Source organism: Pseudomonas sp. G5(2012) (assembly GCF_000408945.1).
GTDB classification, from domain to species: Bacteria; Pseudomonadota; Gammaproteobacteria; order Pseudomonadales; family Pseudomonadaceae; genus Aquipseudomonas; species Aquipseudomonas umsongensis.
Genome location: NZ_APIO01000047.1, coordinates 60,844 through 87,163 on the forward strand (window position 1 = coordinate 60,844; position 26,320 = coordinate 87,163).

At 58.8% G+C, this 26,320-nt stretch carries 27 protein-coding genes; 8 read left to right on the forward strand and 19 right to left on the reverse strand.

The window, feature by feature from the left end; genetic code table 11:
- Positions 1-41 precede the first annotated feature (41 nt).
- From PG5_RS16235 to PG5_RS16260, 6 genes are all read right to left on the reverse strand, one after another.
- A complete protein-coding gene (locus PG5_RS16235; protein ID WP_020798199.1) occupies positions 42-545 on the reverse strand; it encodes a carboxymuconolactone decarboxylase family protein in 504 nt (167 codons plus the stop codon).
- A gap of 1 nt (position 546) precedes the next feature.
- Complete coding sequence (locus PG5_RS16240) at positions 547-1,722, reverse strand: thiolase family protein (RefSeq protein WP_020798200.1); 1,176 nt, start codon at positions 1,720-1,722, stop codon at positions 547-549.
- A complete protein-coding gene (locus tag PG5_RS16245; RefSeq protein WP_020798201.1) occupies positions 1,719-2,621 on the reverse strand; it encodes a 3-hydroxyacyl-CoA dehydrogenase in 903 nt (300 codons plus the stop codon). Before PG5_RS16245 ends, PG5_RS16240 begins: the two co-directional genes overlap by 4 nt.
- A 13-nt stretch (positions 2,622-2,634) precedes the next feature.
- Positions 2,635-3,486 (reverse strand): fumarylacetoacetate hydrolase family protein, encoded by an 852-nt coding sequence (locus PG5_RS16250; protein ID WP_020798202.1) that lies wholly within the window; start codon positions 3,484-3,486, stop codon positions 2,635-2,637.
- Positions 3,486-4,550: an amidohydrolase family protein gene (locus PG5_RS16255; protein ID WP_020798203.1), complete on the reverse strand. Its 1,065-nt coding sequence runs from the start codon at positions 4,548-4,550 to the stop codon at positions 3,486-3,488. Before PG5_RS16255 ends, PG5_RS16250 begins: the two co-directional genes overlap by 1 nt.
- A 345-nt stretch (positions 4,551-4,895) precedes the next feature.
- Entirely contained in the window at positions 4,896-5,627 is a 732-nt protein-coding gene (locus PG5_RS16260) for a TetR/AcrR family transcriptional regulator (protein ID WP_020798204.1), read from the reverse strand.
- 183 nt (positions 5,628-5,810) lie between these two features.
- Here PG5_RS16260 and PG5_RS16265 point away from each other — a divergent pair, with 183 nt between their 5' ends.
- Positions 5,811-7,442, forward strand: coding sequence for an ATP-dependent acyl-CoA ligase (locus PG5_RS16265; protein WP_020798205.1), 1,632 nt, complete (start codon positions 5,811-5,813; stop codon positions 7,440-7,442).
- Between the two features lie 202 nt (positions 7,443-7,644).
- Here the strand turns inward: PG5_RS16265 and PG5_RS16270 are convergent, their stop codons facing one another.
- Positions 7,645-8,445, reverse strand: coding sequence for an SDR family NAD(P)-dependent oxidoreductase (locus PG5_RS16270; protein ID WP_020798206.1), 801 nt, complete (start codon positions 8,443-8,445; stop codon positions 7,645-7,647).
- 101 nt (positions 8,446-8,546) lie between these two features.
- On the opposite strand from PG5_RS16270, the gene PG5_RS16275 reads away from it, so the two are divergent.
- Positions 8,547-9,287, forward strand: a complete 741-nt coding sequence (locus tag PG5_RS16275) for a DUF2889 domain-containing protein (protein WP_020798207.1) — start codon at positions 8,547-8,549, stop codon at positions 9,285-9,287.
- 84 nt (positions 9,288-9,371) lie between these two features.
- On the opposite strand, the gene PG5_RS16280 is transcribed toward PG5_RS16275, so the two are convergent.
- From PG5_RS16280 to PG5_RS16295, 4 genes are all read right to left on the reverse strand, one after another.
- Positions 9,372-9,947, reverse strand: coding sequence for an aromatic-ring-hydroxylating dioxygenase subunit beta (locus PG5_RS16280; protein ID WP_020798208.1), 576 nt, complete (start codon positions 9,945-9,947; stop codon positions 9,372-9,374).
- A gap of 94 nt (positions 9,948-10,041) precedes the next feature.
- The gene (locus PG5_RS16285; protein WP_020798209.1) at positions 10,042-11,442 is read right to left on the reverse strand and encodes a Rieske 2Fe-2S domain-containing protein; all 1,401 of its coding nucleotides are present in this window, start codon (positions 11,440-11,442) and stop codon (positions 10,042-10,044) included.
- Between the two features lie 121 nt (positions 11,443-11,563).
- Positions 11,564-12,562 (reverse strand): fumarylacetoacetate hydrolase family protein, encoded by a 999-nt coding sequence (locus PG5_RS16290; RefSeq protein WP_020798210.1) that lies wholly within the window; start codon positions 12,560-12,562, stop codon positions 11,564-11,566.
- A complete protein-coding gene (locus PG5_RS16295; RefSeq protein ID WP_020798211.1) occupies positions 12,559-13,260 on the reverse strand; it encodes an SDR family NAD(P)-dependent oxidoreductase in 702 nt (233 codons plus the stop codon). Before PG5_RS16295 ends, PG5_RS16290 begins: the two co-directional genes overlap by 4 nt.
- Before the next feature lie 139 nt (positions 13,261-13,399).
- On the opposite strand from PG5_RS16295, the gene PG5_RS16300 reads away from it, so the two are divergent.
- The gene (locus PG5_RS16300; protein WP_020798212.1) at positions 13,400-13,798 is read left to right on the forward strand and encodes a Zn-ribbon domain-containing OB-fold protein; all 399 of its coding nucleotides are present in this window, start codon (positions 13,400-13,402) and stop codon (positions 13,796-13,798) included.
- Positions 13,798-14,988 carry a thiolase family protein gene (locus tag PG5_RS16305; RefSeq protein ID WP_020798213.1) on the forward strand — a complete coding sequence of 397 codons (1,191 nt, stop codon included), beginning with the start codon at positions 13,798-13,800 and terminating at the stop codon, positions 14,986-14,988. Before PG5_RS16300 ends, PG5_RS16305 begins: the two co-directional genes overlap by 1 nt.
- 9 nt (positions 14,989-14,997) lie before the next feature.
- On the opposite strand, the gene PG5_RS16310 is transcribed toward PG5_RS16305, so the two are convergent.
- The 6 genes from PG5_RS16310 to PG5_RS16335 form a co-directional block, all read right to left on the reverse strand.
- Positions 14,998-15,783 carry an IclR family transcriptional regulator gene (locus tag PG5_RS16310; RefSeq protein WP_020798214.1) on the reverse strand — a complete coding sequence of 262 codons (786 nt, stop codon included), beginning with the start codon at positions 15,781-15,783 and terminating at the stop codon, positions 14,998-15,000.
- 87 nt (positions 15,784-15,870) lie between these two features.
- Positions 15,871-17,457, reverse strand: a complete 1,587-nt coding sequence (locus tag PG5_RS16315; protein WP_020798215.1) for an MFS transporter — start codon at positions 17,455-17,457, stop codon at positions 15,871-15,873.
- A 38-nt stretch (positions 17,458-17,495) separates the two neighbouring features.
- Positions 17,496-18,380: a fumarylacetoacetate hydrolase family protein gene (locus PG5_RS16320; RefSeq protein WP_020798216.1), complete on the reverse strand. Its 885-nt coding sequence runs from the start codon at positions 18,378-18,380 to the stop codon at positions 17,496-17,498.
- Between the two features lies 1 nt (position 18,381).
- Positions 18,382-19,332: a 2,3-dihydroxybiphenyl 1,2-dioxygenase gene (locus PG5_RS16325; RefSeq protein ID WP_020798217.1), complete on the reverse strand. Its 951-nt coding sequence runs from the start codon at positions 19,330-19,332 to the stop codon at positions 18,382-18,384.
- A 66-nt stretch (positions 19,333-19,398) separates the two neighbouring features.
- Positions 19,399-20,157 (reverse strand): SDR family NAD(P)-dependent oxidoreductase, encoded by a 759-nt coding sequence (locus PG5_RS16330; protein ID WP_020798218.1) that lies wholly within the window; start codon positions 20,155-20,157, stop codon positions 19,399-19,401.
- 51 nt (positions 20,158-20,208) lie between these two features.
- The gene (locus PG5_RS16335; protein WP_007942510.1) at positions 20,209-20,445 is read right to left on the reverse strand and encodes a ferredoxin; all 237 of its coding nucleotides are present in this window, start codon (positions 20,443-20,445) and stop codon (positions 20,209-20,211) included.
- Between the two features lie 365 nt (positions 20,446-20,810).
- On the opposite strand from PG5_RS16335, the gene PG5_RS16340 reads away from it, so the two are divergent.
- From PG5_RS16340 to PG5_RS16355, 4 genes are all read left to right on the forward strand, one after another.
- A complete protein-coding gene (locus PG5_RS16340) occupies positions 20,811-22,073 on the forward strand; it encodes an MFS transporter (protein WP_033041598.1) in 1,263 nt (420 codons plus the stop codon).
- Positions 22,074-22,100: 27 nt separating this feature from the next.
- Positions 22,101-22,421 carry a 2Fe-2S iron-sulfur cluster-binding protein gene (locus PG5_RS16345; RefSeq protein WP_020798220.1) on the forward strand — a complete coding sequence of 107 codons (321 nt, stop codon included), beginning with the start codon at positions 22,101-22,103 and terminating at the stop codon, positions 22,419-22,421.
- 20 nt (positions 22,422-22,441) lie between these two features.
- Positions 22,442-23,677 carry an NAD(P)/FAD-dependent oxidoreductase gene (locus PG5_RS16350; protein ID WP_020798221.1) on the forward strand — a complete coding sequence of 412 codons (1,236 nt, stop codon included), beginning with the start codon at positions 22,442-22,444 and terminating at the stop codon, positions 23,675-23,677.
- A gap of 85 nt (positions 23,678-23,762) precedes the next feature.
- Positions 23,763-24,596, forward strand: a complete 834-nt coding sequence (locus PG5_RS16355; RefSeq protein ID WP_020798222.1) for an oxidoreductase — start codon at positions 23,763-23,765, stop codon at positions 24,594-24,596.
- 44 nt (positions 24,597-24,640) lie between these two features.
- On the opposite strand, the gene PG5_RS16360 is transcribed toward PG5_RS16355, so the two are convergent.
- The gene (locus tag PG5_RS16360) at positions 24,641-24,991 is read right to left on the reverse strand and encodes a nuclear transport factor 2 family protein (protein WP_020798223.1); all 351 of its coding nucleotides are present in this window, start codon (positions 24,989-24,991) and stop codon (positions 24,641-24,643) included.
- A 7-nt stretch (positions 24,992-24,998) separates the two neighbouring features.
- Positions 24,999-26,309 (reverse strand): MFS transporter, encoded by a 1,311-nt coding sequence (locus PG5_RS16365; RefSeq protein ID WP_020798224.1) that lies wholly within the window; start codon positions 26,307-26,309, stop codon positions 24,999-25,001.
- Positions 26,310-26,320 lie beyond the last annotated feature (11 nt).

Here is a 26,320-nt window from a genome sequence, read left to right on the forward strand (position 1 = left end):
TTCTCAATAATTCGATCAACTATTTTAGATGAGCGACCTGCTCAGTAGGCCTGCTGCACCAATGTCATGCGGCCACCCGCCAACATCAGCGCGCAGTACATTCCAAGCTCTACCACTTGGGCGGTGGAGAAAAACGCGCCCAGTTGAGTAAATTGCTCGTCATCGATGCTCAGGTAATCGCTGGCAAACAACTCGGCGTAGCGCAGCGCTGCACGCTCGGCTGGCGTGAAGTACTCGCTGTCCGTCGCCATGCATGCAATATCCTCATCCGTCACACGGTCGGATTTGCGCGCCAGCTGGCAGGCCTTGCAGGTGGTGATGCTGGCAATTTTCAGCCGCACCAGTTCGCGCAAGCGCTCATCCAGCAGACTGTCGCTGTGCAGGCTCTCCATTAAGCCCAGCCAGGCCAACGCCACCTTTGGTCGATGTGCCCAGACCTGCACCGGCGTCGTAGAGCTGAGCATGCGACTGCTCTGACCACGCTCGACCGCGTCTTGCAACGCGGCAGGCATGGCATCCAGGGGAATCAACGGCAAGCGAGCCATCTCAATCGAGCCGTTCGATGATGGTCGCCGTGCCCATGCCACCGGCGCAGCAAATGGCTTGCAACCCATAACGCCCGCCACGGCGCTCGAGCTCATTTAACATCGTGGTCATTAAGCGAGCGCCGCTGGCCCCCAATGGGTGTCCGAGGGCAATGGCGCCACCATTGACGTTCAACTTACTGTGCGGCACACCGGTCTCCTGCATCCAGGCCAGCGGCACGGAGGCAAAAGCTTCGTTGACCTCAAACAGATCAATGTCATTGATACTCAGTCCTGCCTTGGCAAGTACCTTTTGAGTAGCGGCAATCGGGCCGGTGAGCATCAATGTCGGGTCAGAGCCGACTGTGGTGAAGGCCACGACACGCGCTCGTGCTTTGAGGCCGAGCTTTTTCGCTGTGTCGGCACTCATCAGCAGCAACGCTGCCGCACCGTCGGAGATCTGCGACGAGTTACCAGCGGTGATGCGCCCGGTGTCCGGACGAAAACTGGTTTTAAGTGTCGACAGTTTTTCCCGCGACGTATCACGACGAATGGTTTCATCTTGACGCAACACACCAGCGGGTTCCGACAGCTCTTTTTCGCGGAGTTCTTCAACCACCACCGGTATGGTTTCATTATCGAAATAACCGGCATCGCAGGCAGTCGCTGCACGCTGGTGACTGGCGAAAGCGAAATCGTCCAGCGCATCGCGGCTGAGCGCCCACTTGTCAGCCATACGCTCGGCCGCCTCCCCCTGACTGGTCAGCTCATAACGTTGCGCCGCCATCCAGCCAAACGCCGCGCCGTGGATCTCACGGTTACTGCCCATGGGCACGCGACTCATGTTTTCCGCGCCACCGGCCACCACAATATCGGCGGCACCCGCCGCGATGGCGCCAACGGCCATATGCACAGCCACTTCACCCGAACCGCATTTACGGTCGATAGTCAGCCCCGCAACGGTGACCGGCCAGCCAGCGCCGAGTAACGCCGTGCGGGCAATATTGGCGGACTGTTCGCCAATTTGCGTGACATTGCCGAAGATCACGTCATCGACCAACGTCGGCGAGACATCGACCCGCTCCAGCAAACGGCTGATCACCAACGACCCAAGGTGATCAGCGCGTACGCCGGCAAGGCTGCCGCGGAACTTGCCGATGGGCGTACGTACCGCATCAACAATGACGATGTCTTTCATAGCGCACTCGCCTTGAGCCCCGAGCCCGGTACTTGCTTACCCTCTTCATAGCGGTAAACCCCGTGTCCTGACTTGCGCCCCAGTCGTCCGGCGGCGACCATTTTGATGATCAGCGGGCAAGGTCGAAATTTTTCGCCCAAGGTCTGGTGCAAATAACGCAGTACCGACAGCCGCGTGTCCCAGCCGGTCAAGTCTCCCAATTCCAATGGACCCATCGGGTGGTTGAAGCCCAGGCGCAGCGCCGTGTCGATGTCCTCGGCGGTTGCGGTGCCTTCCTGCAGCATCCACATCGCCTCGTTGCCCAGCAGCGCAGACATGCGACTGGTGGTCAGTCCTGGCGACTCATTGACCACGATCGAGGTTTTACTGATCTGCTCGCACAGGGTGCGAGTGCGCGCCACCACTTCATCGCTGGTGGCCAAACCACGCACCAACTCCACCAGTTTCATTTTGTGCACGGGGTTGAAGAAGTGCATGCCGATCACGCGATCGGCACAGTCCACCGACGCCGCAATCTCGGTCACGCTGAGGGCCGACGTATTGGTGGCAATAATGGCATCCGCCGCCAGCAGCGGCGCCGCCTGGCCAATCACCGCCTTCTTCACCGCCAACTGTTCGGAGACCGTCTCCACCAGCCAGTTGGCCCCCATCGCAGCTTCGCTCAAGTCGCTACACGTCAGCAGATTGGCCAGCGATTGCTGCGCTTGTTCTTCGCTGACCTTGCCCAGACGCACGCCATCGGCAAGGATCTTTTCGATGCTTGCCCGGGCGTTCGTCAACGAGACGGCATTGGTATCGACCAACAGCGTATTGAAACCTGCGCTTGCGAACGCATGGGCAATACCGGTGCCCATCAGACCGGCACCCACCACGACTACTTTTTCTTTATTGGCGTTCATGTTTGGCTCTCGATTAGGCGCGGTTCTTTTTACTGACCACATTGCGCAACGTGCCAATGCCTTCGACGCTGGCTTCGACCACATCGCCTTCCTTGAGGAACAGGCCGGTGCCCATCCCCACTCCCGCCGGCGAGCCAGTGAACAGCACGTCGCCACTGGCAAAACTCGAACGCTGCTGCACGAAGCGAATCAGCTGGCCAACATCCCAGGTCATTTCACCGGTTGAGCCGTCCTGACGCACTTCACCATTCACTTTCAGGGTCAGGCGCAAGTGTGGTGAGCCCTCGGGAAACTCATCCTTGGTCACGATCCAGGGCCCAAGACCGGTGGTCTGGTCCTGGCTTTTGGCGGCGAAAAGGTCCATGCCTATACCTGCCGGCCCACTACGCTGCAGGTCGCGCGCGCTGACGTCATTGCCGACGGTGTAGCCGAGCACGCAAGCCAGTGGGTTTTCCAAGTCGATTTCTTCGGTGCCGATGACGGCCACCAGTTCAACTTCGTGATCGAGCTCTTCAGTTAACGGCGGGAAACGGATCGGGTCATTGGCGCCAATCAGCGCGCCATAGGCCTTGAGAAAAGCCACCGGCTGTACCGGCGCCTGCAATCCGAATTCCACCAGGTGCTTGGCGTAATTGGCACCCGCCACTACCACCCGATTGATCGGTTCAATCGGGGGCAGCAGGCGCACCTTCGACAACGGCAGCGATGGCCCGGCAAAACGCACCGAACTGATACCGCGCCCGGCGGCTACCGCCGGTGCCCAATCCTTGAAATCACCGGAAATGGGTGTCACTTGATCTTGAGCGACATCCACCACGGCCCAAAAAACGCCGGTAGAAAAATACTCACATCGCGCCAGTTTCATCAGCCACCTACCTTGCCCAACTTGGCAGGATCCAGGTGCAGCAAGCGGCATGCGTTTTCATAACGGATCTTGCGCATGTCCGCATCGGACAACTGCAGACCGTGTGTCAGATCGTGGCGCACGGCATCGCTGCCGCCGAAGTTGCTGCCGTACAGCACATGGTCCGCACCGATAATGTCGACCAGAGCCTGGCGCATCGGCACTTCATGCAGCTCTACGTCGAAGTAGAAGTTTTTCATGTACTCGAGCAGTGGCTTCTTGTTGTATTTAACGTCGAGGTTTTCATTGGTCTTGGCCAGGCGACCGAGCTGGTACGGGACATAACCGCCGCCGTGGGTGATGTAGACCTTGAGGTCAGGGAAGCGATCCAGAACGCCGCCGCAAATCAGGTTCCAGAAACAACGGGTTTCGTCGTATTGCATGCCGACGATAGCGGTGGTTTCGTAGCGGTCGCTGTTAGCGTTCTTGCCCCAGGTAACGGACTGGTTATAGCCGTGTACAAAAATCGGCAGATCCAGGTCACAGAGGGTTTTCCACACCACATCAAGTTCCGGCGAATCGAATTCCAGACCGCCGAAGTTGGCACCGCCAGCGACCAGGCCCTTGGCTCCCAGCTCTGTGCAAGCGTGACGTATTTCAGCCGCCGCCGCTTCAGGTGCATTGAGCGGTGCATGAGCCCAGAACATCAGGCGATCAGGGGCTGCGGAGCAGTATTCGGCCAGCGTGTTGTTGACGGTGCGGGCGAATGGCACGGCGAATTCGGCTTCAGTCCAATACATGTAGCAATGGGACGGGACGGAAACCACCTGCAGGTTCTGCCCTGCGGCATCCATACCGGCCAGGCGCACTTTTGGGTCAGCCCAGCGTGAAAAATATTCCTCAAGCTTGGGACCATTACCGGAGCGCACGGCAGCCTTACGCTCTGGCGACCCGAGACCAAGAATCCAATCACCTACACGCAGCTTGATATCGCCGTCGGCGTGTTGCTCGAAGAACGGCCCCCAGTGCGGGTGCTGGTTGTAATAGCCAGGGTGGGGTGCGTGGGCGTGTAGATCGATAAGCATGTCTAGGTACCTCGAAGTTGGCACTTTTTTATTGGTTATTGGCGCAGAGCCTTCACGTGACCAGGATCAAACTGCCGCGAAAGGGGAAGCCAGGGGCTCACTGCTAAGACCAGAGCTTAAATTTAAATTGAGCAGAAATCAAAAATCTGTTCAGTTTATTTTCAAGACGCGTGAAAAAGCCCGAGCCAGAGCCTTCGCCAGATGTCAAAAACACTTCGCAGAGTCAAAAAATGGACGCAGAAAGGAAAAATCGCGGCACGCAGGCGAGAGAAAATTATCAGGCGGAAACGAAAAGCCCCCGAAATACGGGGGCTTTGCCTATAGCGCAAGGGTGTTGGTCGGCAGTTAGCGACGAGTGCGGGAGGTGGAACCCATGATCAAGGCACCGAGCAGTTTTTTCACCCGTACCGGGAACAAACGTCGCCCCGCCGCTTCCGGCACCAGGATTTCACTCAACACGTATCGAATGATCATTTCGCAGATCAGCTCACGGTCAAGACGGACCCCGAGGCGCTCATCCCAATCGTCGAACACGATGCCCAGGCCATCCTGAAAGCGCACGATCGAATCGTGGAAAATCCGCCGAAAGAAGCCCAGTGCGTAGTCAGGTGCAACCACCAGCAACCGCCGGGCTCGACTCTGCTCGAGGTAGTTGTCGAGATAGGCAAACAGCGCGTTGAGGCGTGCTTCCGGGTCGCTGATATGGCCCAGCTCCTGGGACAGCGAACTGTGGAAACTTTCGCGTTTATGCCGGGAAAAGGTGTCGAGCAAGTCTTCCTGGGAGGCGAAATAGCGATAAAAGGTACCGCGCGAAACACCGGCCACCTGGCACACATCCAGGATCGAAATACGATCCGCACCCGACATCAGCACCACTTCTTCAGTGGCTTTAAGAATGTTGGCAATGGTCTCTTCCGAACGGCGGTTCGGCTTGACCTTGGGGCCTGCCACGCCATTGGCGGCGGTACGTCGCTCCACCGGTTTTACCGGAGTCATCCCTGCATCAGGCAGCGATTTTTTTTTCGTTTTGGAGGCTGGCGTCGGCGCTTCTGCTTTCTGGGATGCGGCTTTTGGCATGGATTGACGGGCTCATTGAGAGTAAAGATAGATCAACACTAGCACAGGATCTGTGCATAAATAAGATTTCATGTTCAACTTATTGCTAAAGACATTTCCATATTTTGTATTTAGAATCAAATTCTCTCATCAAAATAAAATCAGGCAAACCAGCAGCTTTAGGCGCCTAAAAGGAGAATATTCATGGGCAGCAGTGGCAATCCAGAAACCTGGGCAGTGGGAGAACGAGACACTGTCATCGAAGCGCTAAGTCGTGCAGTAGCAAGGCATCCAGACAAGATTTTGTTGGATTTCAGTGGTGAGTTATACACTTATGCTCAGGTTGACTCACTATCAACAAAGATGGCCAACGCCCTCGCTACCCTGGGCGTGAAAGCCGGTGAAACCGTGCTGACGATGCTCGATAACAACATCGACGCTGTCACCACCTGGTTGGCCATCAATAAGCTCTGCGCCGTGAGCGTGCCGATCAACACCGCGCTCAAGGGCGAGTTTCTGCGTCACCAGATCGCCGATACCGGCACTGCAGTGGTGATTTGCGAAGCAGCCTACCTGCCACGCATCACACCGCTCGCCGAGCAACTGCAGGACGTCCAGCACATCCTTCACCGAGGCACGGTCGATGCGATCCCCGAATGCCGAATTCGCATTGCGCCACTGGATGAATGGCGCGGCCATGACGCCACTCCACTCGTCAATAAACCGCAACCTTCAGACCTTGCCTGCCTGATTTACACCTCAGGCACCACAGGCCCTTCCAAGGGTTGCATGATCAGCTACAACTTCATGTGCAACCTGGCACGCTTGCAATTGCGTGCCGGTCCAGCCAGTGCCGATGACGTGACCATCACGCCATTGCCGCTGTTCCATATGAATGCGCTATGTGTATCGATCATCGCCAGCATTCTGGTGGGCGCGCGCGCCGCCATTCTCCCGCGCTTCTCCGTTTCCAATTTCTGGCAGGAAGTGGAACGCTCCGGCGCTACCATCGCCTCGATCCTGGGTGGCATGGGCGGTCTCCTCGCCCAGGCGCCGGATAACGAAGCGATGCTGCGTTGTGTCGGGCAGATCCATACCGCTCGAGGCAACCCTTACACCGAAGAAACCAAAAAGATCTGGCGCGAGCGTTTCGGTACCAAGCTGGTGGGCGGCAATGGCTATGGCCTCACCGAAGCCTGCGTTATCACCTCATTGGCTGCCGGCGAGTACGCCGCACCGGGCTCTTCGGGTAAACGCATTGCGGATTTCGATGTACGCATCGTAGACGACCTCGATCAGGAAGTTGCGCCAAACAGCGCCGGCGAAATTGTGGTTCGTCCGCTGCGTCCGGACATCATGTTCCAGGGCTACTGGCGCCGTCCGGAAGACACCCAGAAGCTGATGCGCAACATGTGGTTCCACACTGGTGACATTGGCAAGTTCGATGACGATGGCTTTTTCTACTTCGTCGATCGCAAGAAGGATTATCTGCGCCGCCGAGGCGAAAACATTTCCAGCTTTGAAATGGAAGCAGCCTTTGCTGTTCACCCGGCATTGGCCGAGGTCGCGGTACATGCAGTGCCATCGGATAAAGGCGAGGACGATGTGAAAGTCACAGCGGTGCTGCATGAAGGCGTGACCCTGGATCCGGAGCAGCTGTTCCATTGGGCCACCGAATCGGTGCCTTACTATGCCCTGCCCCGCTATATCGAATTTCGCAGCAGCTTGCCGAAGAACCCCCAGGGTCGGGTGTTGAAATATTTGCTGCGCGATGAAGGAAAAACCGCGACCACTTGGGACTTGGAAACCACATCGATAGTGGTCTCCAAAAAATAATAGTCTCTAGCTGGCTGCAGTTGGCCATCCAACATAGAAAAGCCCGCTTTGAAGCGGGCTTTCTCGTCCATTGGGCCTGGTGTCGCCGTTGTAGGAGTGAGCCTGCTCGCGATGAACTTAAGGACAACGCGCTCTACAGAACGTACACGTTATCGTTAACGTCCATCGCGAGCAGGCTCGTTCCTACATTGATCTGTTGAATTCAATACTCACGCACAGGAATGCCTTTGGGACGGGAGTTATAACCCGGCAGATGCAGGCCTCCGTCGACGTGAATGGTTTCGCCCGTGATGAAACGCGACATCTCGGACGCAAGGAATACCACCACTGGGCCAATGTCGGCTTCAGGCTCGCCACAACGGCCCAGTGGACGCATGGAAGCAGACATCTCGGCAAAGCCGGGGTTCTCTGCGGCGAGCTTGTGAAAGGTGGCACCCATTGCCGTAGGAGCGATGGCGTTGGTGCGGATGTTGAACCGCCCCCACTCGGATGCAGCACTGCGGGTCAGCCCGACAATGGCCGACTTCGCCGTGTTGTAGTCGCCATGCAACCAGGCACCGATTTCGATATCGATAGAGTAGAAGTTGATGATCTTGCCACCGCCCCGCGCCTTCATATGAGGCAGCGCGGCTTTCATCGCCCACCATGCAGCCCACACTGTAGAACCTAGGGTTTGCTCCAGCATGGCATCGGTTTTTTCTTCCAGGAGCACATTGGGGGTGGGCGCAAAGGCGTTGTTGACAAGGATGTCCAGCCCCCCGAATTGATCGACGGCCAATTGCACGGCGGCCTCGATATCCGTTTTGCTGCACACGTCTGTCTTGATGAATACAGCCTGGCCACCTAACGCTTTCAGTTCGGCGACTACGGCCTCTCCACTGGCGACATCCAGTTCGGCGACCACTACGGCAGCACCCTCTTTGGCAAAGTTCAGCGCAATACCGCGCCCAATCCCGCCGCCTGCACCGGTAATCAGCGCAACCTGTTCATTTAGCAGTGCCATAGCCACTCCGTTTTTTGTTTTTTTGTGAACATTATTGGTTATAGTGTCTAAATATAGCGTATTTTTTCAAGCTAAACAGTATTGGAACAAGGATATTGAGGATGACTGTATTTCGTCGGCGCATAGACATCATTGCTCACCCTGTCGATGGCACAGGTGAAGTCCGCGCGGCTCTGGAAGATGACTTTCACCACTTCCGTGTATGGGTTCGCCACCACGAAGGCGAAGTGACTGCCATTGGCGGTGAAGCGCTGCGCTACCCCTTTTCCATGTGCCCACAGGCTTGCGGCCCATTACAGCTGTTGTTAGGCATGAAACTGGACCGGATAGCCCACTCAGTCACCCGGCAGGCCGACGCCAGCCATCAATGCACCCACCTGTTCGACTTGGCGGGCCTTGCCATTGCAGCCGCCGCACGCGGCACCCACCAGCGACGTTATGACATCAACATCGGCCGACGCATCGCCAATCGCACCCGCGCAACCTTGATATGCGATGGCGTTGAAGATCTGGTCTGGGACGTCGATGGCACATTGATCGAAGGTCCGATGCCCTATTCCGGCATCAATCTTCGCGAAGGCATGGCTCGCTGGGCACTCAATACACTCAACGAAGAAGTCGCCGAAGCGGCCCTTTTACTTCGTCGCTGCACGCTGATCTCAATGGGGCGCGCCTTCAACCTTGATGAGGAGATTCACGCCGCAAGCACCGCGCTCTGCTACAGCCAACAGCCCGTACGCGCCGAGCAGGCACTGCGAATGAAGGGATCTACCCTGGATTTCACCCATGAACAACTCAAGTTGTGCGCCGAGGACCAGGATTGGTTGAGACAAAGGCCTTAACCAGGCTGCTTCTGGCGCAAGAGCTACACGACCGACAACTGCCAGGCCCGACGATCCGGGTTCGCCCCGGACCGCCGATATGACTTAGAGGAAGACGGCCAGGTTGGGTGTGCCGAGCACCGCCTGGTCGAGGATGACTTCACGCCGGGAAAGCTTGAACCCCGCCTCATGCAGACGCAGCACGTCACGTCGCTCACCACTGATGACGTCAACATGGTGATCGTTGAAACGGCTACGGGTCAGTAGCAGGTAACTGGTCACCACAAACTCATCGCTCTTGTCGGTTTCTTCGACAAACACGTTGGTCACCAAACGCCGGGTACGCGAGGGAGGATCTTCCGCCCAGGCGCTTTTACCGGACAGGCGCAAAATGCGGCCCATGATCGAACGGTAGTCATCGTGATAGTGCTGGACACTGCGCACAATGGTGGTTCTCAACTCGGACGCCACGCGAGTCTGGCGTAGCGGCACGGTGTACACCAGGTCGGTGTCCAGGCGTTCGGCCCACTCCTGCAGGCGAATCTGGTCGAGCAGCGTGGCTTCCTCGTAGAGAAAGGTCACCACATCGTTGTAGATTGGCGAGCCCACCGGCACCCGCTTTGTGCCGACTGGGGAACCCGGCTGGATATCCTCCACGCCGCGTTGTTGAACCTGAGCCATGAGTCACTCCTCACTTTTATTCTTGTGCTTGTAAATGCTGTATCCGGCGACTGCGGCCCGCGGGGGCCGCTTTCGAACCAGGCCTGGCGAACGCTTATTGGTCGTCCGAGGCGGTCATCAGTTCGTGCCAGTACAACCACCAGTGCCACTGGGTATCGTCCTTGGTAAACCCTTCATTGACGATGCCGGGGCCTGGCCAACCCTCAGGTGCTCCGGTTTCAAAGCATGCCTGGTATTTCAGCGTGCTCTTGCGGCCCATCGCGCCTTTGGCGGCCAGGGTCATGTGCGGCCAGGTATCGGAGTCATCCTGCTCGACCATGCCCGAGGTGCCGAACAACTGGATGGTTTGCTTGAGCATCTTGTCGCGCAGTTCAGGGGATGCGTCTTTCTCGGCAAACACCCAGTTGACGAACTCTAGCTTGTCCGGGCCGCGCGGCACGTAAGCGTGCAGGGTCATCGACCCGACTACGCTGCCGTCCGGCTGCGGAATGTAGACGAAGCCGAAAAGAATGTTCGGGAACATCCCACCGACTTGCGGCGGCATGCTGGTCAGCACTTTCAACTGGTCTTCCGACAAATTGCGCGCCAGCTGCTCGACCATGTCGGCAGTCATGCCCGCAGGCGGCAATGCTTCCAGTTTTTGCTGCACGGTCAGTTCGGCAGGGTCGAGGCCGGTCAGGCGCTTGATCTTGCGCGCCAGGTCGATGCAGCGCAGCGCATGGCCGTGGGGCGAGCTGATTTCGACGCCGATCATTTCCGGGCTGAGATCGGCGGTTTCACCCTCGCCCTTCTTGGCGTAGTTGCCCACTTCACCGAGCCAACGGTGCAAGGTCAGCGTGTGGAAGCCATCGGCCGCCGATTGCTCGCCCGCGGTTTTCCAGTTGGCATTGACGACAAAGCGCTGGGGTGGACCGAGCACTTCCATGCCCTTGTCGGAACGACAGAACAACATGTCGTAATACCACTTGGCATCGCCCAGGAACTCGTCAAACGACGGTCCTTCGATGTTCCAGGTGGCAAATACCAGACCGCCATACAAGGTGACCCGAGCCTTTTTCAGACCCAGCTCTTCCTTGGGCAGCATCTTGCCGTGCATGCATTCGCGCTCGACCGGCGAGCCGATGAAATCACCATTGGGGCGGAAGGCCCAGCCGTGATAGATGCATTTATGAATTTGCGTGTTGCCGCAATCGGCGGTGCTGATGCGCATGCCGCGGTGCGGGCACACGTTGAGGGTGACGAACACCTCGCCCTGCTTGCCACGGGCAACAATGACCGAATCAGACCCCATGTCACGGACCATGAAGTCTCCGGAATTGGGGATTTCCGACTCATGGCCCAGGAGTACCCAGATCTTGCCGAAGATTTTCTCCATTTCCAGCTCGTAAATTTCGCGGTCGGACAACACGCGCATTTGTACTTCACGGCTGGATGGATAGATCAGGTCCGAGACCTTGGTTCCATCAGACAATACGGGGCTTGTTCTTGTTAGCATGATTGCCTCCTAATCAGAGCGTCACGACAGTGGTCGCAACGAAATATAAGACACTTTCTTTATTTTTGTACATAGAATTCACTTTCTACTTGTAAGTGAATTCTTCAACATTCGTGTAACGTCAGTTCTTGCCAGTCGCGGTGCCCACCTGGGTGCGCAGCACGCCAATACCGTCGATCTCCAGCTCGACCACGTCACCGGGCTTCAAATAGCGCAATTGCTCCAGTCCACAGCCGTTACCGACCGTGCCGGAGCCGAGAAACTCACCGGGGTACAAGGTTTCCGAGCGGGACACGTGGGCGATCACGTCCTCGAAGCTCCAGCGCATGTCGCGGGTATTGCCGCGCCCCCACTCCTCCCCGTTGACCCGGGCAACCATGTTCAGGTCGTAGGGATCACCCAGTTCGTCTGCGGTCACCAGGCACGGCCCCATGATGTTGGCTGTGTCGAAATCCTTGCTCTTGGCCGGACCGAGCATGCCGGGCATTTCCAGGGCCTGTGCGTCGCGCGCGCTCATGTCGTTGAAGATGGTGTAACCGACGATATGCGAACGGGCGGCTTCACGACTGATGTCCTTGCCGCGCTTGCCGATGTAGCAACCGAACTCCAGTTCGAAATCCATTGCCCGACTGAAGCTCGGCCACTGGAACTCATCATCGATGCCGATCACCGCGAAACGGTTGCCCTTGTAGTAGATGGGCTGCTTGTTGAAAGTCTCGATCACCCGGTCGTCGGCGCGAGTGTTCATCGCCTTCAAGGTCGCTTCCGGGTCTTCGGTACGCAACGCCCGGGCGCGCCGGGCCGCCGCGAAACTCTGGCGCAGGTGCAACTCGAAGCAGGAGCAATCGCGCATCTGCGGTGGCGGTTGGATCGGTGCGCGAAGTTTCACACTGGCGCGCTCCAGCACTGCCGCCGAGGGGGCCTTGGCCACCAGGGAGCGGGCCAACTCCAGCGCCGGCTCACCGGCTTCCACCAGGGACAGAATACTGCTCAGTGCCGGGGTTTCGCGGCTTTCCAGCAAGCGGTAGGCGATTTGCAGGTCTAGCACCTGTTGGTCCTGGTTGAGCAACGCACCCGCTCGATCAAAGCCCTCGGCATCGGTATAGGTCACCAGTCTCATACGCGGCCACTCACAGGCAGCAGCGCACCGGTTACCGCAGCGGCTTCGTCGGACAACAGGAACGCCACTACCGCTGCCAGCGCTTGCGGCGTCACCCAGCGGCTGCTGTCGGCATCAGGCATGTCGGCGCGATTAGTGGGTGTATCGATGATGCTTGGCAGCACGGCGTTGACCGTGACACCACGATCTTTCAGCTCTTCGGCCAGGGCTTCGGTCAACCGGGCGACACCGGCCTTGGAGGCTGCATAAGCCCCCATACCTGCCGCGGCCTTGACCGAGGCCAGCGCGCCAATGTTGACGATGCGTCCTGCCGTGGAATCCAACAGATGCGCCAGCGCCGATTGAGAACTGACCACGGCGGTACGCACGTTCATCTGGTAGAGACGATCCCAGGTCAGCAGGTTACCGCCTTCGACCGTCTCCCAGGCAAAACCGCCCGCGACGTTGACCAGACCATCAATACCGCCCCACTGCGCGGCGATCTGCTCGAACGCAGCACTGGCCGACTCGGTCGAAGTCAGGTCGACACCGCCCAGGCACAGCAGGTTTTCCGTGTCCAGCAGGGAGGCAGGCGCCTCGCTGCGATCCAGCAACGCAACCCGGGCGCCACGTGCCAGCAGAAATGTGCCAAGTGCGCTGCCGAGGGCTCCAAACCCACCGGTGACGACTACCCTTTTGTCCAGTAACGACTGGGACATCGCGAAATCCTCTTGTTGTTGTTTTACGGTGCGAAGGTTCGATTCGCGCCTTCGTCGGTACAAATATATGACACTTTTATAAAATATGTTCAAATGATACCGTATGACTTCAAGTCAAACACTCACCTGCGGACCGCTGATGCCTAGAAAACTTCCTGCACTCAACGCCGACAACCTTGCTTTCTGGCAAGGCGGCAAACAGGGCGAACTGCTCATTCATCGCTGCGCGGCCTGCACCCAGTATTTCCATCCGCCCGCGCCGCTCTGTCCGCATTGCGCAAGCTTTGACGTGGCGCCAGAAGCGGTGTCCGGAAAAGGCAAGGTGCTCAGCTACACCATCAACCACCAGGCCTGGACCCCTGACCTTGTGGAGCCTTATGTGGTGGCAATCGTCGAGCTGGTGGAACAACCCGGCTTGCAATTCGTGAGCAACGTGGTGGGCCTGCCGGTCACGGATGTGCATATCGACATGCCGGTACGAGTCAGCTTCCTCAATGTCGAGGATGTCTGGTTGCCTCTGTTCGAGAAGGATCAGTGATGTTCGATCATCGTTATGAAAAAGACGTAGCCATCACCGGCATCGGCCAATCGGAAGTCGGCCGACCGTCGAACAAGTCAGCCATGCGCCTGACCCTCGAAGCCTGCCTGGAAGCGATAGCCGACGCCGGGCTGCAACGCAGCGATATAGATGGCGTGGGCTGCTGGCCGGGTGACAACAACAATGGCGACGCGTTTTCGCCGGTCGGCCCCAGCGCACTGAAAAGCGCTCTTGGACTCAACGTCAACTGGTTCGGCGGCGGTTACGAAGGCCCCGGCCCCCTCACTGGCGTGATCAATGGTGCCATGGCGATTGCGGCGGGCCTGTGCAAGCACGTACTGGTGTTTCGCACCATCACCGAAGCGTCGGCCCGCCTGGTCAACAAGCAAGCGAGTGCCCTGACCAACAAAACCCAGGGGCGCGACAGTAGCTACGCCTGGCAGTGGTTCACGCCTTTCAATGTGTTATCGGCGACCAATCTGATGGCGCTGTATGCCCAACGCCATTTCCATGAATACGGCACCCGACCGGAGCAGCTGGCACAGATAGCCCTGACCTGTCGCCAGAACGCCATGCGCAACCCCAAGGCGGTGTTTCGCACGCCGATGAGTATGGAGGACTACATGGCGTCGCGGATGATTTCCACTCCGCTGCGCATGTTCGACTGCGACGTGCATTGCGATGCATCGACTGCCATCGTCCTGTCGCGCCGGGATATCGCCCAGGATCAACCCAACCAGCCGATCCGCATCGAGGCCATGGGAGCTGCATTGAACCAGCCCTGGTCCTGGGACCAGATCTCCCTGACCAAAATGGCTGCCTTCGATGTCGGTCAGATGATGTGGGCACGCACTGACTACAGCCCGCAGGATGTCGAATCTGCGCAGTTGTACGATGGGTTTTCGATTTTGACCCTGATCTGGCTCGAGGCCCTGGGCCTGTGCCCCGTCGGGGAAAGCGGCAGGTTTGTCGAGGGTGGCACACGCATCGCACTGGATGGCAGCTTGCCAATCAATACCAACGGCGGACAACTATCCGGTGGACGCACCCATGGCCTGGGTTACGTGCATGAAGCCTGCCTGCAACTGTGGGGCCGTGCCGAAGGGCGGCAAACCCGCGAGCACCGCGTCAGCACGGTAGCCGCAGGGGGCGGCCCGCTGGGGGGCAGCCTGCTGCTGGTCCGGGAGTAACGGCATGGCTCAGTAAAGTACGCCGGCCACTTCGCTGCAGAACTCGATCAGTGCCTTGCCCAGTTCGGCAAGGCCCTCTTCATCGCGCTGCCCGCGGAACATCACCGCGGAAACGGTGAAGTCGATGCTGTGGGTCGGTGAGTACACAGGCGCCGCGACGGCAAGAATCCCACCCGAGAAATGCCCGTCGTCCACTGCCCAACCACGCTCGGCAGCGACCCGGACTTCTTCCCGGAAAACCTCCAGCGACAGCGGCTGGGCCCAGCGAATGGTATCGAAACTGCTTTGTACCTCGGGATCGTCGAGGTCGATCTGAGTGGCGAACAAACGCCCGCTGGCGCCCATCAGAATCGGCAGGCGCTGACCTTCGGCCATGTCGATGCGCACATCAGTCGGGCTGGCAGCGGAGCTGACAATGACGATGCGGTCGGGGCTCATCTTGCGCCAAAGGGTGATGGTTACCCGCTGGCGCGCGGCCAGGTTCTGCAGCAGGGGTTTGGCCATCTGCACGCGGTGGCCCTGGGTGACCAATTGCTCGACCAGACGCGCCAGGCCCAGGCCCACGGAGTAACGCTTGGACATGGCACTGAAGTCGACCACGTCCTCTTGCACCAGCGTGCGCAGGATGTTGAAGCAGGTGCTGGGATTGATCTTCAGTTGTCGGGCGATGTCCACCGAGCGTTCCGGTGTGCCCACCTGGCTGAGGTAACGCAGGATGCGTATCGCGTTGGAAACGGGTTTGACGAGTGTTGCGCCGGCTGATTTGTTGTTGTCGTTGACGTCGGTGAAGTCCATGCCCAATCCAGTCACTTTATAGTGTCGCCATTCTAGCCTGAGAATGAATCGCGCCGTAAAGTTTTGTCTGGGAATTATTCGAACATTTCAGCCCGGTTGTCTGACCAGAGGTTGATGGATCAGCCGGCGGGTTTTCAGGTCCTCGCGACGAAAACGTTCGATGAGACGCTCCTGGATATGGTCTGCCTGAGTCACCCGCGTCTGCTGGCGCAAGTACTCCAGCCAGGATTCGACAATGAATCGCTCGCTGTAGAGCTGCGGGTTGGCCATGTCGCGGTACAGTCGCCAGTTCTGCGCACCGTTGCGCCGGCGCGCCTTGCCTACTGCGTACACGGCAGCCAGGAAGTCATCGCAGTCCGGCGCCGTCACCTGGTACACGATCTCTACCGATACCGGTCCATCGGCATGGGACACTGGGCTGGCCAGCTGAAGTTTGTCGGTCAATTGCACTTCGGCGAAATCTGCCTCCTGACCCAGCTCCACACGACCGTTACGGGTCAACAGAATGCCGACCAGCAACAAAAGCGCAGAAAGCAACAGGCTCTGGCTCAGTCCCACGTACTCGGCCAGCGCCCCCCAGATCGCACCGCCGGCGGCCATCGAACCCATGAGGATCAACACATAGACCGATGCGACCCGTGCGCGAACCCAATTGGCGGCATACGTCTGCACAACCGTGGAAATGGTCGCATTGACCGCCATCCAGCCAAACCCTGCAAGCAAGATCATTGCGCAGACCCCATAGCGGTTATGGGACAGCGCGGCGGTGAGGGTCGCGAGGGCAAAGGCGATGGCACCGCACACCAGCAGATGACGCATGCTCATGACTCGATACAGACGTGGCAAGTTGAGCGCCGCCAGCACGGCGCCCGCGCCAAGAAACGCCATGAGCAAGCCGTAACCGCCGGCGTCCATACCCAATTCCTGCTTGGCTACCAGGGGCATCAATGCCCACAAAGCGCTGGCGCAGCTGGTGAATACCAACACCTGCTTCATGGCGCTGAACAATACCGCCGAATGACGGATATAACGCAGGCCGCTGCGCATGCCTCCCGTCAGGGTTTCCGGTGGCAAGCCCACGGCTGGCGGGTTGGGTACCAGGCGAAAGAGGAAGAGCAGCACCAAGAACATGCACAGCGCGATGACCAGAAACACCGAAGTGGTGTTCCAGTAAGCAATCAACGCACCGGCCAGCGCTGGCCCCAAAGCGCGGGTCGCGTTGATGGAAATGCCGTTCAAGGACACGGCCGCAGGTACCTGATCGCGGGAAAGTACACCGACCATGGTGACCATCCACGCCGACATCCCCAAGGCACTGCCGGTGCCCAGGACAAAGGTAAACGCCAGCAATCCCCAGGTTTCCAGATGTGCGCTGTACGCCAGCCCGCACAGCACCAGCGCGGCGAACAGCATCATGCACTGGGTAATGATCAGCCAGTTGCGACGATCGACCCGATCGGCAATCACGCCGCCCGGGAAGGCAAACAGGAACACCGGCAGGGTCACGGCGGTTTGCACCAGCGAGACCATCGCCGCAGACGTGGTCAATGTGGTCATGATCCACGCCGCGGCAACTGTCTGCATCCAGATCGCCATATTGACCACTGCGCCTGCCAGCCATAAGCCGCGGAATGCTTTGTTGCTGAACGGCGCCCACGCCGACCCCTCGCTCATCATCAATCCTCGGCGTTTGTATCTGTAGAAATCTGCGCTTAATCAACCAGCGGTTGGCCCAGTCGCCCCACCGAACGCGCAGGGCTAAGCCGGCGTGGATGAGCAATGGTGTTGCGCAGTCGGCCGATGCCCTGGATCTCCGCTTCGACCCGATCACCCGGCCGCAGAAAACGCCCGCTCTCCAGCCCCACACCGTGGGAGGAACCGGTAAACACCAGATCACCCGGACGCAGACTGATCCGCGCATCCAGATAGTTGAGCAGCTCATCTAGGGCAAAGATCATCTGCCGGGTGTTGTCCTGCTGCCGCGTTTCATAGTTGACGCTCAGGCGCATATCCAGTGCGGGTTGCCCTGACACACCCAACTCATCTGCGGTCACAATCCATGGACCTACAGGCGTGGTGCGGTCCATGGCCTTCTGGGTCAACAGGTCCAGGCGCCCAATCTGCTTGCCGGCATCCCGCGCACTGATGTCATTTCCCACCGTATACCCCAGCAGACAGGCACTGGCATTGGGCTCATCCAGCAACGGCCGGCCCACGACAGCGACCAGTTCCACCTCGTAATCGAGCTGGGTGGTCAGCGGCGAGTAATCGATCTCATCATAAGCACCAACCAGCGCCGACTCAGGTTTCATGTACGCCAGCGGGTGCGCCGGCGCATCACTGCCCAGACGCTTGAGGTGGCTCAGGTAATTGAGGCCCACACCAAAAACCCGACTGCCCGGTTCCAGCGGCGCAAGCAGGCGCGCAGCCGACAAGGGCAACCATTCGCCAGTCAGGTCAAGGGCATCCGGCGCGAGCTGCACTCCCAGCCCGGCCCACTGGGTGAATGGCGCATTGATCCGCCGCAGGCGATCCGACTGCGCATCCAATAACGCCCAGAACGCCTGCCCGGCTACCTCGACCCGAGCCAGACGCATCTCAGCGTCTGGCCAGGTAGATGGGCAGATATTCGGCGTCGAGCACTTCTTCCGGTGTCTTGACGCTAGCCCCGAGAATCGGACCGACCATTTCGTGGCCCCACAGGCTGAGCTTTTCCGGATTCAACTCGTAAGGGTCGCCTTGCCATGGCTCGATTTCCGCAATGGTCTCGAAGGCAAAGCCTGACGGGTTGAAATGGTAGAACGACAGGTGCGGATCCTGGGCATGCTGACCGAGGGTCATCATCATCGGCAGTTCGCGCTGGCGCACGATGTCGTAGGTTTCACCGACATCACGCACGTTGCGCACAAATAGCCCGACATGTTGCACGCCCATGCGTCCCGGGCCGTGGCCGTAAGCAATGTCATGACTGGTGTGGTGATTGAGTTTGGAACGGAAGAATCCGGTGCGCCCTTTGCCCGCGCCGGCGCCATACCAGCTGAAGCCCATGACGTTGAGCAGGAAGTCTTCCAGTTCCGGCGTGTAGTCCGGGGTGATCAGCACCACGTGGCCTGCCCCACGTTCGTCGGCCAGGAAACCACTGTGTGGACGCCCTGGCTGGAACGAGCGCGGCAGCCATTTTTGCCCGTAAAAGAGTTCGTGCTGATACCCAACCGGGTCGCGGAAGCGCACCAGCTCGCGAACACCACGTTTTTCACAGAGTTGTGCATCGCCACGGGAGTATTCGACATTGGCCGCGGCCAACTTCTTGATGCCGTCCTCGAACGCCATGCGCCCCACCGCTTCCCAGCCGATATAAGCAATTCGGTCAACTTTGCCCGGATGGAATGCGAAGCGGTGACGGCGATCGTCGATTTTGAAATACAGCGACTCAGGGTCACTCTCGGGATTCTTGCCGATACCAAAGCCCATCACCTGCGGGCCGTACTCACGCCACGCCTCGAGATTGGGGGTTTCGAAGCCCATGTAACCGATACCGATGATGTCCACGTTATTCACCTTGTTATTGTTCGAGATGAAAGGGTGCCAGTGGCACCTGCCCCGACGCTGCGTGTGTCAGACCGCCAGTAACCCGCCGTCGATGACGAAGTCAGAACCGGTAATGAACGAAGCCTCATCCGACGCGACGAATACCGCCATGGCCACCACTTCTTCGGGTTCGCCGGGACGGTCCATCAATACACCGTCCAGCAGCATGGCGCGCATTTTCGGGTCGTCCAGAAACGGCCGGGTACCCGGCGTGGCGACAAACCCCGGGCTCAGGCTGACCGCACGAATACCGAACGGCGCACCCTCCACGGCCAACTGGCGAGTGAAGGACACCACGGCGCCCTTGGCGGCCGAATGCGCGGCTATACCGGCGACTTTCGAACCGCCCCAGGCCGCGGTAGACGACACGTTGATGATCACTCCTCGCTGCTCGGCCAAGTGCTGCCAGGCGTACTTGGTGGTATAGAACAGCAGGTCGATTTCGTTGCGCATGGTGAACTGCCAATCTTCGATCGACATCTCGCTGACCAGCCCGAAACGTGCGGCGGAAGCGTTGTTGTAGAGGACGTCAATGCGCCCGTGCTCAGCGACGGCGGCATCGATCCAGGTCTTAGCCTGTTCGTGATCGCCCAGGTCGACGGGCGCCGAGCCATACAAGGTGAACCCCTCGGCTCGCATCAAGGCTGCCGTCTCTTCATGTCCTTCGGCATTGAAGTCGCAGCCGACCACAATCGCCCCTTCGCGAGCAAAACGCAGCGCCGCAGCGCGGCCCTGGCCTCCGCCGGTCCCGGTAATCAATGCGACTTTATTGTTTAAACGTCCCATCAGCACATCCTCACCTCAGTGGTTATCACGTTGCGGCTGACGCTCGCACCATTAAACGGCTTCGTCTTCAGGGGTGATGGGTTCCAGCCAGATGGCCTCTGCCGGGCAGGCAGCAGCCCCTTCACGGGCTTCCTCCTCCAGTTCTGGTGGTACACGGGCATCGTCCATGTACACCAGGCCGTCGGCATCAAGTTTGTACAGGCTGGGGCAGATCGCGGCACACAAACCGTACCCACAGCAGCGGCTACGGTCCGCCACGGCTTTGAATTGCGCTTTTTCTGAACTCACTTTTTTTCTCCTTATCAGGTCCAGTCACAGCAAATTATGAACACTTATTTATTTTATGTGCAATTAGTTTTTAACGCAGATATGCTGGAGTCACCTGAAGGACCTCTGTGCCACACATGGATTCGCCGGGGGAGCGGGCTCGCTACCCCCATGTTGAACACGGCCGGACCAGATTGATTCAATGGTAAGTGTTTCGCAGGAAATTCGTTTGTCCGTGAGTCAGATAGCAGTGCTGGACAAAGCGGAAATCCTGATTTTATTCTGAATAAAAAACCAGATTCTGTTCAAAGAATCTGCTGGCGGTGGTCCACATCACCATCCAAAGCAGTGCTTGGCTCAACAAAACCTATAAGGAAGCCAACTTCATGCACCCGTCCAAAAACGAAGCGGCCATTGATCTTCATGAATTCCGGCAAAGCTGGAAGATCCTGATTCTGGCTGTCGCCGGTGTCGCCATCAGCATCAATGCCGCCCTACTCTATGGCTTCGGCACCCTGGTCGTGCCGCTGGGCGATGCCTTTGGCTGGAGTAAAAGCGAACTGCAGGCCTGTATCACCTTCCTGTTTGGTGGCGCCGTGGTGTCCTTGCAGTTGGTGGGTTGGTTCAACCTGCGCTACGGCATGAAGCGCGTCACGGTGATTTCCCTGCTGTTGTTGTCGCTCGGCTACCTGGCGACCACTCAACTGACCCAATCGATCTGGTCGATGTACATCGCCTTCGCGTTGCTGCCCATCATCGGCATGGGCGCTTTGGCGGTCACCTGGACGCAATTGATCAGCCTGTGGTTCGACAAAAATCGTGGCCTGGCACTGGCCATCGGGCTGTCCGGTACTGGCGTCACCGCCGCAACCATTCCCCGCCTGATGGCGTGGGGCATTGAACAATGGGACTGGCGCGCGGCCTTCGTGATTCTCGCGCTGCTCAACCTGTTGGTGCTGCTGCCGCTGATTCTGCTGTGGTTCAAGCTCCCCGTTGCCCAGGGCAACCGTGATGACGCCAGTGCGCTGGAGCAATTGCCCGGCATGGGCTTTCGTGAAGGCATGGGCTCGCTGAAATTCTGGACCTGCAACCTGGCACTCGGCCTGGTGATTTCTTCGATTGTCGGCATGGTCACCAGCACCGTGCCCATGCTGCAAGCCAGAGGTTTGTCCGCTGCGCAAGCCGCCACCATCTTCAGTGGTTTTGGTATCTCGCTGATCTTCGGCCGCATGTTGATCGGCTACCTGCTCGATCGGTTGTGGCCGCCAGCGGTGTCCGCGCTCAGCCTGGTTTTGCCCGCCGTCGGGTGTTTCATCTACCTGAGCCCGACCAGCGAATTCGCCCCCCTGCTGCTGGCGGCCGTACTGGTCGGTTTTGGCGCCGGGGCAGAATTCGACATTGCCGCTTTCCTGATTGCCCGCTACTTCGGTTTGCGCGAGTACGGACGTCTGTTTGGCGTCCATCAGGGTTTGAACACCGTAGCCTCGGCGCTGGCGCCGCTGCTCTTCGCCTATCTGTTGGCACGCACCGGCTCATATACCGCGATGCTGGTCTACAGCGCCGCTTGCTGCCTGATCGGCCCTTTGTTGTTACTGACCCTGGGGCGAGTGCCGCGTTTCAACGCACAAACAGTTCCCAGTCAATCCTGAGTTCCCCAACAAGAATCGGAGCAGAACATGCCCACATTGACGTTTATCGAACACAACGGCACCGCCCATCAAGTCAAAGGCGACATCGGGCAATCGGTGATGCAGGCCGCTACCTTCGCCTCGGTGCCGGGCATTCCTGCCGATTGCGGTGGTGCCTGCAGCTGCGCCACCTGCCACGCCTATGTCGACGAGGCCTGGCTGAACACAGTCCAAGCGCCCGAAGGCATGGAAAACGACATGCTCGAGTACGCTTTCGAACGCCGTGACAACAGCCGCCTGAGCTGTCAGTTGATCATCAGCCAAGAGATGGACGGCATGGTTCTGCACCTGCCGTCGTCGCAATTCTGAATGTGCTTGAAGGAGCTCCCATGACCCTCGCCTCAGTCGTTATCGTCGGTGCTGGCCAGGCCGGTTTTCAGGTCGCTGCCTCCTTGCGTCAGGAAGGCTATGACGGGCGCATTACCCTGATTGGCGATGAGCCAGGCCTGCCGTACCAGCGCCCCCCCTTATCCAAGGCCTACCTCCTGGGCAAGATCCAGGAGACCAATCTGCTATTCCGGCCAGCCGAGTTTTATGCGACCCAGCGTATTGAGCTGTTGCATAACCAGGCGACAGCCATTGATCGAGTGAACCGTCGCGTGGTTCTAGCCAGCGGTGATGCAATCAGTTATGACCATCTGGTCCTGGCCACCGGGGCGCACAACCGCCCGTTGCCGGTGCCAGGCGGTGAGCTGCCGCAAGTATTCGGCATCAAGACCAAAGCCGATGCCGATGCCCTGGCACCGCTGGCGAAAGCCGCGCGCAACGTGGTGGTGATTGGCGCGGGTTTCATCGGCCTGGAGTTCGCAGCAGTGGCAGCAGCACTGGGTGCTAACGTTCATGTGCTGGAGCTTGCTGAGCGGCCAATGGCGCGTGCGGTGTCGAGGGAGATGTCAGAGCTGTTCCGCCAGGCACATGAACAGTGGGGTGTGCATTTCGACTTCCGCCAGGGCTTGAGCCGCATCGATGGCGACAACGGCAAGGTCTGCGCCGTGCAAACCGCTGACGGGCGCGTCCTGCCCGCCGACCTGGTGGTGTTCGGTATCGGAGTGATCCCCAACGCGCAACTGGCGACCGAAGCGGACCTGGCCATCGAGAACGGCATCAAAGTCGACGCCAACCTGCTCACTTCCGACCCGCGAATCTCCGCCTTGGGCGATGTTGCCAGTTTCCCTTGCCTGCAAAACGATGAACAACATACCCGCCTCGAGTCGGTGCAGAACGCCATCGACCAGGCCCGCGCAGTGGCCTCAAGGTTGATGGGCAAGCCGGCGCCCTACAGCGCCCTGCCCTGGTTCTGGACCGATCAGGGCGACCTGAAGCTGCAAATTGCCGGACTCTCCCACGGCTACGACAGCACGGTGGTCCTTGGTTCTGCCAAGGACAAGCAGCTTTCCGTGCTGTGTTTCCGCAATGATCGACTGGTGGCCGTGGAGTCCTGCAATCGCATGGGCGATCACATGGCCGCGCGCAAGATCCTTGCCCGGGCGCCCAAACTGACGGCAGCCGAAGCCGCCGCCGACGGTTTCGACCTGAAAGCCTGGGAAGCGGCCAACCGCGACTGAGCGCGCTCGGCCAGGTAAAGCCCACAGCCGCGCCCGCCTCCAAGCTGACGCGGCATTTTTTTTGCACAACGACTGGAGCGATGCAATGAATAAAGTCTGGTTTGTTACCGGTGCGGCCCGCGGCCTGGGTGCCGCCATTGCCAAAGCCGCATTGGCCGACGGCGACCGCGTGGTGGTCACTGGCCGTCGTGTCGAACCGCTGGAAAAGGTCTTCGCCGAATACGCCGGGCGCGTTTTAGCAGTGGCCCTGGATGTGACCGAAGAAGCCCAGGCACTGGCTGCCGTAGAGACTGCGGTCGCACGTTTTGGCCGAATCGATGTGCTGGTGAACAATGCCGGCTATGGCCAACTGGCTCCCTTTGAAGACAATTTCGCCAGCGATGCCGACAAGCAGTTCGCAACCAACGTGTTTGGTGTGTTCAACGTCTGCCGCGCCGTGTTGCCGGTCATGCGCAAGCAACGCACAGGTCACGTCTTCAACGTGTCATCGATGGGCGGTGTGGTGGGGATGGGTGGAGCGGCGCTGTACTGCTCGTCGAAATTTGCCGTGGAAGGCTTTTCCGAATCCCTGGCCTTGGAAGTGGCTCAGTTCGGCATCAAGGTCACGCTGGTGGAGCCGGGGGTTTTCCGTACCGACTTTCTCGACCCCAGCTCCGCGGTCTTTGGCACACGCACGCTTGAGGACTACGCCGCATTCACCGCCAAGGTCAAAAGCGCCTCGGCCGCGTATAACCACCAGCAAACCGGCAATCCGGCGAAACTGGGGGACGCGTTGGTGCTCCTGGCCAATAGTGAACATCCGCCGTTGCGTTACCTGGCAGGCTCCGACGCCTATCAGCAAATCAGCAACAAGCTCAACACCATGCTCGCGGAAATCGAACTGTGGCGACAGCTTTCCTATTCCACCGATGGCCTATAGGTCGCCAGTGCGCACAGCCTTTTGACAAGGCTGTGCGTCCCCCATTACTGATTGATGAAGTAACGAACAAACAGCTTCCCTTCTTCGAACCGATACAGCTCGATCGTCTCTATGCCTCCTTCCTGCTCGCGAAAGGCATTCAGGTGATGGCACGCAGCTTCATCGCCATTGACAATGCACTGTCGCACCTCGACGCGAATCTTCGGTTGCTGTTGCGCCCACATGCCTTCCAGGACCTGCCAGGCATCGTGCTGTGATTTGCCGACGTATTCGATACTCAAGCCATTGGCCGAGACGCTGCGGTAATGAGCGAAAAAGCCCTCTTTGTCGCCTCTGTTCCAGCAGTCGATCTGACCGTGCAGGAAGTGCTCGATTGCGTGTTTGTCCATGCTCATCTCTTGTTCATCCTCGGGTAGGGTTCAGGCGTGCTGCCGTTGCTGCAGGTTCTTGACGTGCCAGGAATGCCGGTTCCATCTTCAGCCACAGCAGAATGCTGGGGCCAATGATCGCGCAGCAGAAACAGCACACCAGCACCGCTGAATAGCTGCCGTATACGTCGTAAAGATGACCGAACAGCATGGGCACCAGCCCGGAAACGATGGTGATCAGGCACAGGTGCAAGCCAAAGATCCGCGCGTAGTCCTTCAGGCCGAAATAGCGTGCCATCAGGAAGGCCGCCAGATCGAATTCAGCACCGGCGCTGGCGCCGATGCACAGGGTGGCAAGTACCAGCAGCAGTGTGCTCTGCGCCCCACCAAATAGAAAGATCGCACAGCCCAACGCAGGCAGCGCCAGACTCACCGCAGCCACCAAAGAAGGTGAAAAGCGGTCCAGCAGGTACCCCACTAACAACCGCCCGCCGATGATGGAAATGCCGAACGTACTGAAAATCTGCGCGGCTTGCTGGGCACTCAAACCCTTGCTTTGCAGCATCGGCACGATGTTGGTGACCATGCCCACCGTCAACGACACCGACAGTATCAAGGCGACGTTAAAACCCCAGTACATCCCTGAATGCAATGCCTGTTTGAAAGACATTCCGCTCAGCTCCGGGAGCTCCTTCTGCGCGCTCGCATTAGTGTTGAGGGGTTGTGCCGGCATGCGCAACCACATCAACGACAACGGCAGCGTAAACAGCAAGGGCATCGCCCCCAGGGCAATGAATCCAGCTTGCCAGCCGTAGGCGGCAATCAGCCGCGACAACAATGGCGGCAGGATCATCGCCATCAACCCCGTCCCACACAGGATCACCGCCAGCGCCAGGCCACGGTTGCGTTCGAACCAGAGGTTGACCAACTGGGTCCAGGTAATCGCAATCGTGCCGGCACAGACGATCGGCATGCTGAAAAATGCCAGGTACAACCAGCCAATGGAACCCTGGATCCGGGTAATGGCGAAGTAACCGACTATCTGCAGCACGATAGAAAAAATCGCGACTCGTCGCAGGCCGTAGCGGCGGTAGAGCGGACCGACCAACTGCGTGGAGATCGCCACGCCGGCGAACAGAAAGGTGATTGAAGCCTGCAAGTCGCCACGGCTCCAGCCAAAGGCCTGTTCCAACGGAATCACCAAGGTGCCGAAGGCATACAGCAGCGCGGCGGTGATGCTGGTGCAAATGCCAAACAGCCCCAGCAGGACAACGCGCCAGCCACGCTTGAACTCGGAAAAATCATTGCCACCATGGACCGTATTGTTGCGTGTCTCGGTTGTCATCAACTCACTCC